A 16,451-nucleotide genomic window follows, 5' to 3' on the forward strand; every position below is an offset into this window, starting at 1 on the left:
GAAGGACGGTTTTGAGGAACCCTTCACATGCCCTATCCGGTCGCTCACTGACACAAAACGTCACACTGCGAAGCTACTCACATGCCTGAGTGACACAAATGGTCAACCACCGGTCTTTCCAATCATACTTGGGGCATCTAAACTCACTGTCACCCGATCACCGCAGGCCATTCACCCGCCTGTCAGCGTGTTACCGACAAAAGTTCGAACTTTATGGCAACCGATAAAAGCAATGTAACGCTCACGGGCCTGGCCCGGCGATTTGTAGAGGACGGCCTGTTAGAGGAGGCTGTCGCCAAGGATGCCTACCTGCAGGCAGCCAATAATCGCATTCCCCTTATCACCTACCTGGTCCAGAACGACCTGGCGGACAGCCAGAAGCTGGCGTTTGCAGCGGCCATGGAGTTCGGTGTCAGTGTACTGGACCTGAACAGCTTTCTGCCGGAGATGCTGCCGGAAAAGCTGGTGGACGAGAAGCTGGTTCGCAAACACAACGCCCTGCCCCTGTATAAACGAGGCAATCGCCTGTTTATTGCCGTATCTGACCCCACCAATATCCAGGCCCTGGATGAGATCAAGTTCAACACTGGCCTGAGTACCGACGCGATCCTGGTGGATGATGCGGCGCTGCGGATCGCCATCGACAAGTATCTGGAATCTGCTGAAGACGCCATGGGCGATCTTGACGATGCGGATCTGGAGGGCGTGGAAACAGAGGGTGGTGAGCAGGACGACGATGACGCTGTCGTTGCAACCACGGATGTGGACGACGCTCCCATCGTAAAGTACGTCAACAAGATACTGCTGGATGCGATTCGGGGCGGAGCTTCGGATATCCACTTTGAGCCCTATGAAAAGGTGTACCGGGTGCGCTACCGCACCGACGGCATGCTGAAGGAAATTTCCCGCCCCTCCATCAAACTGGCCCCCAAGATCTCCGCCCGGGTAAAGATCATGGCCCAGCTGGATATTTCCGAGCGCCGGGTGCCCCAGGACGGCCGCATCAAGATGAAGCTGTCCAAGACCAAGGCCATCGACTTCCGGGTCAACACCTTGCCTACCCTGTGGGGTGAAAAGATCGTGTTGCGGATCCTGGATCCTAGCCAGGCCAAGATGGGCATTGATGCGCTGGGTTATGAGGAAGACCAGAAAGAACTCTACATGAATGCCCTCAAGCAGCCTCAGGGCATGATCCTGGTGACCGGTCCTACCGGCTCTGGTAAGACGGTATCCCTCTACACCGGCCTGAATATTCTCAACCAGCCCGAGATCAACATCTCGACGGCGGAAGACCCGGCGGAAATCAACCTGGAGGGCATCAACCAGGTCAATGTGAACAACAAGGTGGGCCTGGGCTTTGCCGAAGCCCTGCGGGCGTTCCTGCGGCAGGATCCGGACGTAATCATGGTGGGTGAGATCCGCGACCTCGAAACCGCCAATATCGCCATCAAGGCCGCCCAGACGGGCCACCTGGTGCTTTCCACCCTGCACACAAACAGCGCGGCAGAGACGCTGACCCGGATGATGAACATGGGTGTACCGTCGTTCAACATCGCCACATCGGTCAGCCTGATCATTGCCCAGCGCCTGGGCCGGCGCCTGTGTAACAGCTGCAAACAGCCGCTGGATGTGCCGAAAGAAACGCTTTTAAAGGAAGGGTTCACAGAAGAACAAATTGAAACTGGCTTTACGTTGTACACACCCAAGGGCTGTGATAAATGCAATGGAGGCTATAAGGGCCGCGTGGGTATCTACGAGGTGGTGAAAGTTACCGAGTCACTGGCGAACATGATTATGGAAGAAGCCAGCTCCATCCAGATAGCCCGCCAGGCCCAGCAAGAGGGTTTCCGTACGCTGCGTCAGTCCGCCCTTCGCAAGGTCATTGAAGGGGTGACCAGCCTTGAGGAAGCCAACCGCGTAACGAAGGATTAAGCATGGCACAGGCACAGAAGGTAGAAAAACTTCAGGCGTATGTCTGGGAAGGTAAGGATCGTAAGGGCAACAAGGCCAAGGGGGAGATATCCGGCACCAACCTGGCACTGGTGAAGGCCCAATTGCGCAAGCAGGGCGTGATGCCCAGCAAGGTCAAGCGCAAGCCCAAGCCGCTATTTGGTGGCAGCAAGAAGGTCACGCCGTTTGATATCGCCATGTTCACCCGCCAACTGGCCACCATGATGAAGGCCGGTGTTCCACTGGTGCAGAGCTTCGACATTGTGGCTGACGGCCTGGACAACAAAGGTCTGCAAGAGCTCATCGTTGCCATTCGTAATGACGTTGCTTCCGGTACCAGCTTTGCGGGCGCCTTACGCCGTCACCCCAAGCACTTCAATGATCTGTACTGCAACCTGGTGGATTCCGGTGAGAAGGCCGGTGCGCTGGAACAAATGCTTGACCGGATTGCGAACTACCTTGAGAAAACCGAGATTCTCAAGAAAAAGGTCAAGAAGGCCATGACCTATCCGATTGCGGTTATCGTGGTGGCAATCATCGTAACGGCGATACTGCTGGTCAAGGTTGTGCCCCAGTTTGAGAGCCTGTTCCAGGGCTTTGGTGCCGACCTTCCTGTGTTTACCCAGATGGTCATCAACCTGTCGGAATGGATGCAGAAATGGTGGTTTGTTGTTCTGCTGGGCATTGTGGCGTTTATCTTTGCCTTCGGCCAGGCAAAAAGGCGATCACAGAAGTTCTCCGACCTTGTCGACAAATACGTTCTTAAACTGCCCATCGTTGGTGAAATTATCGATAAATCCGCTGTTGCAAAGTTCGGCCGGGTGCTTTCGACCACGTTCGCTTCTGGTGTGCCGCTGGTGGACGCACTGGACTCAGTTGCTGGGGCAACGGGTAACGCTGTGTACCGTGATGCAATCTTCAAAATCAAGGACGAAGTGTCCTCAGGTGTCCAGTTGCAAGCTGCCATGCGGCAGACCGACGTTTTCCCGGTAATGGCCGTGCAACTCACCGCCATTGGCGAAGAGTCCGGTAACCTGGATGAAATGCTTGCCAAGGTGGCAGAGCACTATGAATCGGTGGTGGACGACATGGTGGACAACCTGACGGCACTGATGGAGCCGATGATTATGTCGGTGCTGGGTGTGCTGGTAGGTGGCTTGATCGTAGCCATGTACCTGCCAATCTTCCAGATGGGTCAGGTTGTTGGCTAAGTAGACTCTTGTGATTTCGCAGAGTGAGAGCCAAAGCTCTGGCTCTCACTCTGTGGCTCTCCCCCTCTCCCCGGCCCTCTCCCTCGAGGGGAGAGGGAGTGTAAGACGGTAACTCAGCTAAATTCTTCATCGCCGTAAATAACGATCCCAATCCAGAAGGTATCGAATGCCCACCCTTGACGTTTTCCTTTCAACTCCATGGCTGCTCTACATTTCAGTGCTTTTTGTTTCCCTGTGTATTGGCAGCTTCCTGAACGTCGTCATCTTGCGCCTGCCCAAAATGATGCACCAGGACTGGCGTTGTCAGTGCGAGGAATTCCTGGCGGTTCCGGAGAAGGAGCGCAGTAGCCAGGAACGCATCACCCTGTCCCGGCCAGCCTCCACCTGCCCCTCCTGCGGTCACAAGATCCGGCCGTGGGAGAATATTCCGGTAGTCAGTTATCTGTTCCTTCGGGGCAAGTGCAGCAGCTGCAGTACCCGGATTTCGGTGCGCTATCCGCTGATAGAGGCGATTACCGCGCTGTTTTCAGTGTTGACCGTATGGCTGCTCGGGCCTTCTGTTGGCACCTTATGGGCACTGGTGCTGGTATGGGCGCTTGTTGCGCTGACCATGATCGATTTCGACACCCAGCTGCTGCCGGATAACATCACCCTGCCTCTGATGTGGCTGGGACTGCTGCTGAACTACTTCGGTTATCTGACGGACTTTCAAAGTGCGTTCTGGGGCGCCGTGGCTGGCTACCTTTCCCTGTGGTCCGTTTACTGGCTGTTCAAGCTGGTCACCGGCAAGGAAGGCATGGGACACGGTGACTTCAAGCTGCTGGCCGCCATCGGCGCCTGGCTGGGCTGGCAGCTGCTGCCGGCCGTGATCTTGCTGTCTTCCCTGGTGGGCGCGGTTGTGGGGATCAGCCTGATGGTGTTCCACCGCCATGGGCGGGATGTGCCGATTCCGTTCGGACCTTACCTGGCGGCAGCGGGGTTGCTGGCGTTGTGGTTCGGGGATGAGATTCTGGCCGGGTGGTATGCGTGGTTGGGGGTTGGTTGAGTAACGTAAACCAACCCACCCCACTCACCTTGTCAGCTACCGGCGTAGCCCAGTTTCTTGTCTACGTGATTGAACAACTCTCCGCCCTTGTGCCAACGGTCGAAGTTCTCCAGGAACTGGTCCGTCAGGGCCCTGCGCCAGCCGATGAAGTCGCCGGACATGTGGGGCGTCAGGATGACGTTGCCCATTTCCCATAGCGGATGGTCTTCCGGCAGGGGCTCTTCTTCGAACACGTCCAACGCGGCACCGGCAATCTCGCCCTTGTTCAGCGCATCAATCAGGTCCCTGGTATTCACGATCGGGCCACGGCCGATGTTGATCAGGCGGGCCTCTTTTTTCATGGCGGCGAAGGCCTTCTGGTCAAACAGCCCTTCTGTCTGAGGGGTCAGGGGCGCCGCAATGACCACGAAATCCGCCACCGCCAACTGATCAAAGAGTTGCTCATTGGCGTGAACGGCCACGAAATCGTCGTCACCGCTTCTGGCGCGACGAGCCACGCCATGGGGATTCATGCCAACCGCCCTGGCCAGACGGGCAATCTGACGACCAATGGAGCCCGCCCCCACGATCAGCACTTCACGTCCCTCAGCCCGCTCCGTGTCACGGTGTTTCCACTTGTGTCCGGCCTGCAGGCGCATGGAGCGGGGGAAGTCCTTGGCAAACATCAGCATGGTGCACAGCACATACTCCGCAATGCTCCGGTCAAAAATCCCCCGGGCGTTGGTCACCGTCACATCACTGTCGATCAGCGCCGGGAACATCAGCGCATCCACCCCGGCACTGGTAGCATGGATCCACTCCAGCTTGTCCGCCATTGGCCAGGCCGCTTCCAGCGCCTCAGTACGAAAATCCGTCACCATCATCACCCGGCTGTCGGGCAGGGCCTCCCGCAGGGTTTCCTCATCCCAGGCCAGCCGGACCTCACCCCTGGCTCGAACCGCGTCGATACCCGGCGGCTCCGGCTCACCCGGGGCAGTCAGTACGGTGATTACGGGTTTCTGGTCGTGGCTCATGGGTGGTGAATCCTCCGGTTTGTCTCTTTAGCTTTCCCTGAGTTTGGCTGGTGGAGTTAAGCGGGTCAAACGGGGTATGGGCAATACTTTAGAAGTAAACCACCGGGTTGCCCTTGTATGTGCTGTGACTCGTGGACTACTCTGCGAGAGAGGGCCTGAACGCCCCACCAGACTTCCATTCATGGCCGTGAGAGGTGCTTATGGCAGAGGCTGCAAAAGATACCGGGCAAACCCAGCCGCGCAAGGTCAAATACCGCAAGGCCAAGGCCTCCTGGAACCCTGCGATGCAGGCGATTCCCGTGCCGGGTATCCGACGTATGGTGAATATGGCGTCCACCATGAAGGACGTGATTCACCTGTCCATCGGTCAGCCTGACCTGCCCACGCCCAAGCACATCATTGATGCCTACGTGGACGCCCTCAACGCCGGCCAGACCGGCTACACCATGGATGCGGGCCTGCCGGAGCTGCTGGTAGCCCTGCGGGACTACTATGGCAAGCGCTATAACCGCAAGCTGACCCGGGATAACATCCTGATCACCAGCGGCGCCACCGAGGCCATGTACCTGGCGATTACCTCAACCGCCCAACCCGGCCGGCAATTCATCATTACCGACCCCACCTTCCTGCTGTATGCGCCCCTGATCCGCATGAACGGCGGCGAGGTGAAGTACATTCCCACCCGGCCCGAGAACGACCACCAGCTTGACCCGGACGAAGTCATCCGGGCCATGGGCTCGCGCACCTATGCGATCATCCTCAACTCCCCCAACAACCCCACCGGGGCGGTGTACCCCCGCTCCACCGTGGAAACCATTGTGGAGGAGTGTGCCTACCGGGGCATACAGATCTACGCGGATGAGGTCTACGACCACCTGATTTTCGATGATGATGACTACGCCAGCGTGCTCAAGTGCTCGGTGGACCTGGACAACATCATGTGCATCAGCAGCTTCTCCAAGACCTTCAGCATGGCAGGTCTGCGGGTAGGCTGGGTGATTTCCAGCCAGGCCACCATCAAGAGTTTGCGCCGGTACCATATGTTCACTACGTCGGTTGCCAACACACCGTCCCAGTTTGCCGGGGTGGCAGCACTGACCGGCGACCAGCAGTGTGTCAGGGACATGGTGGATATCTACCGGGAGCGCCGGGACAAGATTGTCGAACTGATCGACCAGACGCCCCATCTGACCGGTTACAAGCCTGGCGGCGCCTTCTTCGCCTTTCCTACCCTGCCACCTCACGTGGATGGTTCGGACGTGGCCCTGCGCATGCTGAAAGAAACCGGGGTGTGCACCGTACCCGGGGACGCCTTTGGGGAGCACACGCAGAACGCCTTGCGGCTGAGCTTTTCGACAACCTGCGAGAAGTTGGAGGAGGCCTTCGACCGGATTATTCCGTGGATGGCCAAGCAACAGTTCTGACGAACCTTCCACTGTTCCGGCCCGCTACGCCAGCGACCGCGTAGCGGGCTGACGGCTTGCGAAAACCAACCATGCTGGAACCTGCCACCCTGCAATGCCCCTACTGCTGGGAACTACTGGAAGTCTTCGTGGACCCGTCGGTTCGTGACCAGGAATACGTGGAGGACTGCCAGGTTTGCTGCCAGCCCATCCTCATCCATGCCGTGTTTGACGAGGCCGGTGAGCTTCACCTGACCGCCACGCCGGAGAACGAATAGCGACCCACCCGGCAGGCCATGACACCATGCCCAAGGCCCGCAGTAAGGGTAATAACTGCCACCCAGGCCCTTGCCTGACACAGGCCACTGATTCACTCTATAGCCAATCTTCACCAGCATGACCGAAGGAATCCCTATGACCCTGCGCCCCCTGCTTGCCCTGTTACTTGCCGTCACCCTGCTTTCAGGCTGTGCCGGTTTCTCGCCGCTCACCATCAGTGAGGCCACACTGGAGCGCCATCTGCAGGATGCGGTCAGTAATTACGACCGCCAGCAGCTGCAGGCCGGCTCGCCGCTGAGCCTGTCCCTGGACAACGCTGACATCACCCTTGGTCCGGATGGGCGGGATGTGGCGGTGATAGACCTGTCCGGCCAGGTTGCCCTGAACGCCCTGATGGCGAAGATCCCGGCTGACATAAGGCTGAAGGTGGAAGGGGCGCCTGTGTATGACAGCCAGGAACAGGCAATCTATATCCGCCGGCTGAAGTTGCTGGAAAGCAGCGTGGACACGCCTTATTTCAGCAGCGGTGAGCTGAAGCCGGTAACGGACAATATCATGCGGGTGGTGGCGCAGATGCTGGAAACCATTCCGGTTTATCGATTGGATAACACCAGTCTGGGTGCCCGGTTGATGGGCATGGCGGACATGGATGTGCGGGTGGCACCTGGCAGGCTGGAGTTTGTCAAGCGATGACCTGTTGGCTCACCCTGGCAGATGCTTCGGGCGCTTTGCGCCTCCCCCTCTCCCCAGCCCTATCCCGCAAGGGGAGAGGGAGTAGCGTTTTGCTCAGCTTGATATTTGGGAAGTGGCTAGCCCATCTTCCGCAAGAGAAAAAGGAGAAGGATGGCTGCTTGGCCTGATATCTGGGAGGGAGCAAGCCCCTCTCCCGCAAGAGAAAAAGGAGAAGGATGGCTGCCCGGCCTGATATCTGGGAGGGAGCAAGTCCCTCTCCCGCAAGAGAAAAGGGAGGAGGGTGGCTGCCCGGCCTGATATCTGGGAGGGAGCAAGTCCCTCTCCTGCAAGAGAAAAGGGAGGAGGATGGCTGCCCGGCCTGATAGTCTGCAGGTAACTAGCCCCTCTCCCTTGACGGGAGAGGGGTTGGGGTGAGGGTGGAGACTTTGCCTCGAAGGTCTCAAACCAAGGAAGATCCAGAAAATGAAGCAAAGGGAATTCGCAAAAGCATTACGTAAAAACATGACCGATGCAGAACATCGCCTTTGGCGTTATCTGCGAGGGAAAAGGCTTGGAGCTGCAAAGTTTCGCCGGCAACATCCCTTGGGCCCCTACGTCGTCGATTTTGTCGAACTGAAACACAAGATAGTCGTTGAAGCTGACGGTGGTCAGCACAACGAGTGTCATAAAGATGCCGAGCGGGATGCCTGGTTGGCTCAGCAAGGCTTCCGGGTTTTAAGGTTCTGGAATGACGATATTTTGCTTCGGACAGATTTGATTTTAGATGAGATTTATCGGGCGCTTTGCGCCTCCCCCTCTCCCCAACCCTCTCCTACAAGGGGAGAGGGGGCTTTCGGCAAATATTTGGGATAAGCCGTCGTCATTCCGTCCGCTTGAGCGGCGAAGGTATCAAAGGCCACAAAGATGCAACCCTGGAAAAAGCTTAGTCAGAAACAATCCTAGCTACCGGACAGCGAAGTATCCGACGGGTCCAGCTCCATTTGCTGGATCGCGATCACCGCCTGGGTGCGGTTGCGCACGCCGAGTTTGCGGAAGACCGCGGTGATGTGGGCCTTGATGGTGGCTTCGGAGACGTCCAGATCGTAGGCGATCTGTTTGTTGAGCATGCCTTCCGCCAGCATACCCAGTACCCGGAACTGTTGCGGGGTCAGGGAGGCGAGTTTCTCGGAGAAGTCAGTGTTTTCCGCCTGCGTCTGCTCGAGCTTTTCAGCGACGCCTTCCGGCAACCACATGTCCCCTTCCAGCACCGCCTGGATGGCGTCGGTGATTTCCGGTAGAGGGGCGGACTTGGGGATGAAACCGGAGGCGCCGTAGTCGATGGAGCGGCGCATGACCTGCAGGTCTTCAGAACCGGAGACGACCACAACCGGCAGCCCGGGATACTGACCGCGCATGAACACCAGGCCGGAAAAACCATGGGCGCCGGGCATGTTCAGGTCCAGCAATACCAGGTCGGCGTCCGGCTTCTTTTCCACCGCGGCCTGCAAGGCCTTGATGCTCTCAACCTCGGCCACCTCCGCGTCAGGTACTGCCTGGCTTACTGCCTGGCGCAATGCCGCACGGAACAGCGGGTGGTCATCAGCGATGATTATGTGTTGAGTCATCCACGGGCATCCTCTTGTTATTCCGGCTTGGTACCCGGCGTCAGGGCTGAGCCGGCTCTGTACAAGCCGGATTGTCGAGCCACCCACCGGGGCTGCCGTCTATTCTACCCCAAATACAACGATGCCCGCAGGGGTTGTACCCTGCGGGCATCGGCAGTATCCGGCCTGGTCAGCACTTTGACCAGACCGGGTACCGGTACCGTGATCAATCAAGGTTACTTGAAAGCGCGCTCGCTGATCAGTTCGTCCACTACACCCGGATCGGCCAGGGTGGAGGTATCACCCAACTGATCGTGCTCGTTGGCGGCGATCTTGCGCAGTATGCGGCGCATGATCTTGCCGGAGCGGGTCTTGGGCAGGCCTGGCGCCCACTGGATGACGTCCGGAGAGGCAATGGGGCCAATTTCCTTACGCACCCACTGCACCAGCTCCTTGCGCAGCTCCTCGGTGGCTTCCACACCCTGCACCAGGGTGACATAGACGTAGATACCCTGACCCTTGATGTCATGGGGGAAGCCTACCACGGCGGCTTCCGCTACCTTTTCGTGGGCGACCAGCGCACTTTCCACTTCGGCCGTGCCCAGGCGGTGGCCTGATACGTTCAGCACGTCATCTACACGGCCCGTAATCCAGTAGTAGCCGTCTTCGTCACGACGGGCACCGTCACCGGTGAAGTACATGCCGGGGTAGGCGCTGAAGTAGGTCTGCTTGAAGCGATCGTGGTCACCATAGATGGTCCGCATCTGGCCGGGCCAGCTGTCCAGGATGACCAGGTTGCCTTCGGCAGCGCCTTCCAGGACATTGCCGTTGCTGTCCACCAGCGCCGGCTGTACACCGAAGAACGGCACCGTGGCGGATCCAGGCTTGAGGTCCACGGCACCGGGCAGCGGGGAAATCAGGATGCCGCCGGTTTCGGTCTGCCACCAGGTGTCCACAATCGGGCACTTGCCGTTGCCGATGACCCGGTGATACCACTCCCAGGCCTCGGGGTTGATAGGCTCGCCCACCGAGCCCAGCAGGCGCAGGCTCTCGCGGCTGGTGCCGTTCATGCAGCCTTCGCCTTCGGCCATCAGGGCGCGAATCGCGGTGGGGGCGGTGTACAGCACGTTGACCTTGTGCTTGTCCACTACCTGACCCATGCGGGAACTGTCCGGGTAGTTGGGCACGCCCTCGAACAGCACGGTGATGGCGCCATTGGCCAGCGGTCCGTAAAGAATGTAGCTGTGACCGGTAACCCAGCCGAAGTCCGCAGTACACCAGTAAACATCGCCGTCGTGGTAGTCAAAGACATACTCATGGGTCATGGATGCATACGTCAGGTAGCCACCGGTGGTGTGCAACACGCCCTTGGGCGCACCGGTGGAGCCGGAGGTATACAGCATGAACAGCGGATCTTCCGCGCCCATGGGCTCCGGCGGGCACTCAGCGGAGGCGTCTTTCATCAGGTCTTCGTAGCGAACGTCACGGCTGGCGTCCCAGGGCACGTCGCCACCGGTGCGACTAACCACGACGACCTTTTCCACGTTCGGAACAGAGTCGCCTTCAAGGGCCGCGTCCACGTTTTTCTTGAGGGGAATCTTGCGGCCGCCGCGAAGGCCTTCGTCCGCCGTCACAATGAAGCGGGACTTGCCGTTTTCCACACGGGCGCCCAGCGCCTCGGGCGAGAAGCCGCCGAACACCACCGAGTGAATGGCGCCAATACGGGCGCACGCCAGCATGGCCACGGCGGTTTCCACGATCATGGGCATGTAGATGGTGACCACGTCGCCTTTCTTGACGCCCAGGGTTTTCAGGACGTTGGCGAACTTGGCGGTTTCCGCATGGAGTTCACGGTAGGTCACATTGCGGGATTCCGCAGGGTCGTCGCCTTCAAAGATGATCGCGGTCTGGTCGCCACGCTTCTCCAGGTGCCGGTCCAGGCAGTTGGCGGAGGCGTTCAGCACGCCATCCTCAAACCACTTGATGGACAGGTTGTTGTAATCGTAGGTGGTGTTCTTCACCTTGCTGTAAGGCTTGATCCAGTCCAGTCGCTTACCATGTTCGCCCCAGAAGGTATCCGGGTCGTCGATGGACTGCTTGTACATCTGTTCGTACTGTTCGCGGCTGAGCAGCGCCCGCTTCGCGAAATGGTCGGGTACCGGATATAGCTTCTTGTCGGTCATTGTTTCCCCCTTGCGTTACAGAGTCTGTTACTGAGTTGTCGGAATTGTTGGAACAGAACTTGTCATCGGCACACCGTGTCTTACGGCGACCGGCAGGTGCTACGAGCCTGAAACCTGTCAAATACAGTGCAGAGGCAGTTCGCAGGAACCGCCATCTGCAATAAGTGAATTGCCCTATCTGACCATTTAAGGGCCACCCATTGAATTAGACCAACGTACTACCGGGAAGCGTTGAATGGTCCGGAAATGCCTTGCGGCGCTGATAGTGCGCCCGCTCTGCATACTTGAAAGGATAGTTCGCCCCGGGCCTTGTGAAAAGTACCGGGGCGGATGGTGGGCAGGCCTGTCAGGCGGCTGCGGCCGCCCGGCGCTGGCGACGGGTTCGCAGGCTGTAAACCCGCCGGTCGCCCAGGGCATAGCGGTTAAGCCCGCCCAGGTGGGTCTTGCGGAGGTAGGTTTCCCAGCCGATCCGACGGGGGTCGACGGAAAACAGCTCGCGGTCGGCGTCGCCCATGCGCTCTGACAGGTCCATCAGTTTGTCGTTATGGAACACATAGTCCGGCGCTGTATAGAAGCCAAAAATGGTGGCCAGGGCCCGGGTGGTATCCAGGTTGCGGAGCAGCTTCAACTCCCGACTGTGGCCTGCCATCCTCATGGCCTTGCTGGCCAGCGACAGGGGTACGCGTATACCGGTCACCGCTGTATCGAACAGGGTCCGGTTAACGGCCATGAAGGGCTTACTGGGTTGCCGGCTGAACAGCTTGTCGTAGGCGGCATAGTTTTCCTTTGCCTCTGCCATCAGGTGGTCGATAAATTCGCCCAGCGAGATGGGATTCATGGACCCGCTGCAACTCTGGTAGATACGACGCGCCGGCTCCCGCACCAGGGCCTCGGCGCCCGCCAGCAGGATGCTGTTGGCGACCAGGTCCACCGGGATCACGTCGATCACACTTTCACGGTTGCCCGGAAATAACGTGACCTTCTCCCTGGCATAGGCCAGGATAATGGCGTCCGCCACCTTGACCCCTTCGATCCAGCCAGGCATGGGTTCTTTCAGGGCGCTCTCGATAATGGACGGGCGCACAATGGTCAGGGACTGGTCCGACAACGCCTCCATCAGGCGCTGCTCACCCAGCCACTTGGTGAAGGTGTAGGTGTCGCTCCAGCCATAGTGATTGGCCTCGCGAATGCCCAACTCCACCAGCTTTTTTTCCAGCTGTTTGCCGGCGTAGCGGGAGCGGACATCGGTGACCTTGTCGTGGAGCAGGCGCACCAGCGCGTCGGTATGGTAGTAGCCATGCTCGCTGCGGGGGATCGCTGCACCAGCAGGCTTGATAATGTCCTCGCCGATGTCGCCACTGTTCATGCCATTCACGTAGCAGGTGGACACCTGCACCACCGGCGTGCCACCACCAGCCCTGGCAAGTGCCGCCACATTATCCAGGCAGAGCGTGTTAATGTTCAGGGCCTTCTCCAGCTCTTCGCGGAAGTTGACACTGGCAGCAGAGTTGATCACCAGGTCCACCCGGCTGGCGAGGCGCCCGTGCTCGGCTTCGGTCAAACCAAACCGCGGCCGGGTAAGTTCACCCTGGACACAATGGACCTTCTCTTCCAGGAAGGCCTCGAAACCCTCGTTATCCTGGTTACGAAGTCGCTCGAACACGCTGGCGCTGGCAATCTCACTGTAGAAACGCTCTCGGGCATCAGGATGGCGGGCATTGCCTCTAACCAGCACATGTATACCCCCGACCTCCGGCACCGCACGGATCAGTTTTTCCAGTACAGCCTTGCCCAGGAACCCGGTGGTACCGGTAATCAGGATATGCTTTCCTTTAAGGGCACGGCGGACCGAGGATTCGGCATCGTCAGATTCAGGAAACAGGTGGGTCATCTCGGTTGAACTCCTTCTCGTCTGCTGTCCAGAAGATTTGCATAATGCGGGCCAGGTCAGAAACGCCGTCATTACGTGTGGCTGCAGGTGTGAGTCTGCCATGGGCACCATGACAGTATGGAGTCAGGCAGCGGGATTTAAACTGTCGATTTACTGCTCACAAGCACTGGAAAACCCTGCCAGAAAGCCCTCCACCCGAACCGAGTCCGGCTCCGACCGCAAACGCTCGAGCAAGGCCCTTTGTGAGCCAAAATCGGCCGCGCTGTAGCCTGGCACCGGCTTCTCATCGACCTCATTAGAGCCAGCGGCAATGCGCAACAGCAGTGCAGAGGTACACTTCAATGCCTCCTGCTGGAGCAGTCGGTCGTCGGAGTGGTCCTCAAGCAACGCCTCCAACTGGCGGAACAGATCCTGACACTGCCTGGGAGCCGGACTGCCAGGCCCTGGCGCAGGCATTGCAGGTTCCTCCGGCGCGGGAGCCGCAACCTGGGGCGAGGCCACAGGTGGCGCAGGAGCTGCCTCTGACGAGGCCCCCTCACCTGGCATACTGGCCAGTCGGCTACGATGCTGCCAGTACGCCGCTATCCCTGCCTTGCTGGATGGCCGGTGCATCAGGTGACGGTTAACCTGGTCGGCCAGGGTTATAAACTGCTTGAAGGAAGGGTCCGTCTCCGACAGCGTGGCCACTGGTCTTTGCAGTTCCACGGACTGACGAATCGACTCATCCCGCCAGACTGCGCCAATGTAGTCAACGTCCATGGAGAGGTGCTTGCGAACCGCGCCCGCAAAACGGTGATAGACCGATTGAGCCTGTGATGGCCCCGATGCCATGTTGACAATAACACCCGGCACTCGTCGATAACCGCGACGCTGCAACACTCGCAGCAGGGAAAAGGCATCGGTCAGTGAAGCGGGGTCCGGGGTGATCACCACACAGGCCATTGCCGCCAGGGCAATCATGTGCAGGCCCGCCGGACGCAGGCCGGACGCGGTATCAATCAGGATAATGTCGTAATTACGCTCCAGCGAGGCCAACTGCTGGAGGATCAGCCCGGCGTCTTCAACATCCGCATCCATACAGCGCTGAACACCCGAGGCACCCGCAATAACATGCAGGCCGTAGGGCCCCTCCATGATGACGTCGTTCAACGGGCAATGACCGGTAATGGCATGTTCCAGGGTACGCTGTGGATACTGCCCCAGCAGGATACTCACGTTGGCCAGGTCGGTATCCCCGTCCAGCAACAGCACCCGCCGGCCCTGGCGGGCCATGGTAAGCGCCAGGTTCACGGCCACCGAGGTCTTGCCCACGCCCCCCTTGCCACCGGTAAGGGCGACAACATCAGGCACCCTGCCCTTGCCCCCCGGGCCGGCAGGACCACGATCCTCTGACTTCTGACTAAACGATTTGCTGACAGCCATCCCGGACCAATATCCCCTTCCCCAAGCGCCGGAAGACAGACGCCTACAACTAGGTCATTATCATACCTGTCCTGTCGACTCCCGGGAACGTGCGAGTAAAGTGTTTATTTTATCGACAGAAATTACTTGATATGTCACTTTTATTAGCTATGCTAAGCCACTGACCTGTAACATTTGTTTACGCAACTTAACAAAATGCCATGACACAGACGTCGGTTACCGAACCACTGCCCACGCTACCGGAGGTCCATCTCAGGGCCCTGGAAGCCTGCCGTGAGCACGACAGCTACCGCAGAATATCCGACATTATCCACCAGGACCCGGCACTTACCGCAAGGGTTCTCACCCTGGCAAACGGCGCTGCGGCGCACCTACCCCAACCGGTAACCACTCTCGAGCAAGCCCTGCTCCGGCTGGGTACAGACCGGCTGAGCAACCTGGTGCTAACGGCCGCCTTGCAGCAATTGCTCTTCGAAATGGCAGAGGGACACTGGCAGGCCCTGCACGGTTTCTGGCACGACGCCCTGGCCGTGGCACTTACGTCACGTGCGCTGGCAAGGCTGACTCGCTACCCTGAACCTGACACCGCCTTCCTCACCGGCATGCTCCACAATGCAGGTAAGCTGCTCCTGCTACGACAGGAAATTGCCGAGCCTGACAGGCCGCGCGAAACGTCCTATCCTGAGCTTAGCGCCCGCCTCGCGGAGCACTGGCAACTGGACGTGGACATTCAGCAGGCCCTGAACCGCCAACTGGAAGATGCAACCGGGTTGCTGGGCGCAGGGCACCTTGGCCGAATGACCGCGGTGGCCGTGCAACTCGTAACACGGGAGGGGCATGGCCTGGTCATGGCAAGGACACTGTTCGGACTCGAAGAGGAGCTCAGTGCAGAGATACTCCGGCGTATTCGACTGGAGACCCTGGACCTGGCCCACGATATGGGCATCCCAGGTAAAGCCAGCTATGACGGAGCGGCGGCGACCCGGCGCCTGACGGTTGCGGCAGTTCGCGACCTGCTGGCCGGCGACCTGATCGCCAGTGCCGGGACATCAGTAACAACCATCTCGCCCGAGCAGGTTCGACGTCAGGTACACGAAATCAACAATCCATTGACCGTCGTGCGACAATACCTTGCTCGCCTGCGCTCTCACCTGTCGGACCCCGGCGGTGAGCGGGATATCGACATTATTGAAGAGGAGCTTGCCAGGGCCAGCGACCTCCTGGCAGAACTAACCAGTCAGGGCACCAGCGATGACTTCCTGTTACAGGCCGATCATGGCGTGGCGGAGATCAATCAGGAAGTGCTGGCCCTGACGGACCTGTTGACTGAGGGCCTGTTTCAGGAGTTGCAGACCCACTGCAGCGTTGAACTCTGTGACGACAGTACAGCGGTGGACGTGCCTGCTCCCCAGGTCCGCCAGGTGCTGCTGAACCTCCTCCGCAATGCTGCGGAAAGTCGACCGGGGGGTGGCGTCCAGGTATTGGTCCGAACGGCCGCACCGATGTGGCAACAGAACCGGCAGTGGGTGGAGCTTATCATCGAGGATAACGGCCCCGGGCTACCGGATGCAGTCAAACGTCAGTTGTTCGAGCCGGTAACCTCCGCCAAGGGCGGGGCCCATAGCGGCCTGGGCCTGAGTATCGTCAAGCAGTTAATGGATGACATGGATGCTATCATCAGTTGCCAGAGCAGCCATTCGGGGACCTTGTTCCGTCTGCTGTTTCCGGCGTGGACACCAACAGAAGACCGGTAACGGCCCAGGGTAGCCACCGCGACC

Annotated in this window: 13 protein-coding genes; 8 read left to right on the plus strand and 5 right to left on the minus strand. The window is 59.0% G+C overall.

Translation table 11 applies throughout. The annotated features are described in order from the left end of the window. Positions 1–213 precede the first annotated feature (213 nt). The 3 genes from pilB to BM036_RS11920 all read left to right on the plus strand — a co-directional run bounded on the left by pilB (position 214) and on the right by BM036_RS11920 (position 4,206). A complete protein-coding gene (gene pilB / locus BM036_RS11910) occupies positions 214–1,932 on the plus strand; it encodes a type IV-A pilus assembly ATPase PilB (protein ID WP_091852308.1) in 1,719 nt (572 codons plus the stop codon). A gap of 2 nt (positions 1,933–1,934) precedes the next feature. Next, a complete protein-coding gene (locus BM036_RS11915) occupies positions 1,935–3,161 on the plus strand; it encodes a type II secretion system F family protein (RefSeq protein ID WP_091852311.1) in 1,227 nt (408 codons plus the stop codon). A gap of 166 nt (positions 3,162–3,327) precedes the next feature. Beyond that, on the plus strand, positions 3,328–4,206 hold the full coding sequence (locus tag BM036_RS11920) for a prepilin peptidase (protein ID WP_091852314.1): 879 nt from the start codon (positions 3,328–3,330) through the stop codon (positions 4,204–4,206). A 32-nt stretch (positions 4,207–4,238) separates the two neighbouring features. Here the strand turns inward: BM036_RS11920 and BM036_RS11925 are convergent, their stop codons facing one another. Continuing rightward, on the minus strand, positions 4,239–5,219 hold the full coding sequence (locus BM036_RS11925) for a D-2-hydroxyacid dehydrogenase (protein ID WP_091852317.1): 981 nt from the start codon (positions 5,217–5,219) through the stop codon (positions 4,239–4,241). Between the two features lie 200 nt (positions 5,220–5,419). On the opposite strand from BM036_RS11925, the gene BM036_RS11930 reads away from it, so the two are divergent. The 4 genes from BM036_RS11930 to BM036_RS11945 all read left to right on the plus strand — a co-directional run bounded on the left by BM036_RS11930 (position 5,420) and on the right by BM036_RS11945 (position 8,446). Then, the gene (locus BM036_RS11930) at positions 5,420–6,643 is read left to right on the plus strand and encodes a pyridoxal phosphate-dependent aminotransferase (RefSeq protein WP_091852320.1); all 1,224 of its coding nucleotides are present in this window, start codon (positions 5,420–5,422) and stop codon (positions 6,641–6,643) included. Between the two features lie 71 nt (positions 6,644–6,714). Next, on the plus strand, positions 6,715–6,900 hold the full coding sequence (locus tag BM036_RS11935) for a CPXCG motif-containing cysteine-rich protein (protein ID WP_091852323.1): 186 nt from the start codon (positions 6,715–6,717) through the stop codon (positions 6,898–6,900). Positions 6,901–7,036: 136 nt separating this feature from the next. Then, positions 7,037–7,594 (plus strand): YceB family lipoprotein, encoded by a 558-nt coding sequence (locus BM036_RS11940; RefSeq protein WP_091852325.1) that lies wholly within the window; start codon positions 7,037–7,039, stop codon positions 7,592–7,594. A 462-nt stretch (positions 7,595–8,056) separates the two neighbouring features. Continuing rightward, positions 8,057–8,446 carry an endonuclease domain-containing protein gene (locus tag BM036_RS11945; RefSeq protein WP_091852328.1) on the plus strand — a complete coding sequence of 130 codons (390 nt, stop codon included), beginning with the start codon at positions 8,057–8,059 and terminating at the stop codon, positions 8,444–8,446. 86 nt (positions 8,447–8,532) lie between these two features. On the opposite strand, the gene BM036_RS11950 is transcribed toward BM036_RS11945, so the two are convergent. The 4 genes from BM036_RS11950 to BM036_RS11965 form a co-directional block, all read right to left on the minus strand. Beyond that, complete coding sequence (locus tag BM036_RS11950; RefSeq protein WP_091852331.1) at positions 8,533–9,198, minus strand: response regulator transcription factor; 666 nt, start codon at positions 9,196–9,198, stop codon at positions 8,533–8,535. A 215-nt stretch (positions 9,199–9,413) separates the two neighbouring features. Then, a complete protein-coding gene (gene acs / locus BM036_RS11955; protein ID WP_091852334.1) occupies positions 9,414–11,360 on the minus strand; it encodes an acetate--CoA ligase in 1,947 nt (648 codons plus the stop codon). A gap of 346 nt (positions 11,361–11,706) precedes the next feature. Then, positions 11,707–13,251: a fatty acyl-CoA reductase gene (locus BM036_RS11960; protein ID WP_091852337.1), complete on the minus strand. Its 1,545-nt coding sequence runs from the start codon at positions 13,249–13,251 to the stop codon at positions 11,707–11,709. Positions 13,252–13,401: 150 nt separating this feature from the next. Continuing rightward, on the minus strand, positions 13,402–14,673 hold the full coding sequence (locus BM036_RS11965) for a MinD/ParA family ATP-binding protein (protein ID WP_091852340.1): 1,272 nt from the start codon (positions 14,671–14,673) through the stop codon (positions 13,402–13,404). Between the two features lie 200 nt (positions 14,674–14,873). On the opposite strand from BM036_RS11965, the gene BM036_RS11970 reads away from it, so the two are divergent. Further along, entirely contained in the window at positions 14,874–16,427 is a 1,554-nt protein-coding gene (locus BM036_RS11970) for an HDOD domain-containing protein (protein ID WP_091852343.1), read from the plus strand. Positions 16,428–16,451: the final 24 nt, after the last annotated feature.

It is taken from the genome of Marinobacter segnicrescens (assembly GCF_900111555.1).
Lineage (GTDB): Bacteria > Pseudomonadota > Gammaproteobacteria > Pseudomonadales > Oleiphilaceae > Marinobacter > Marinobacter segnicrescens.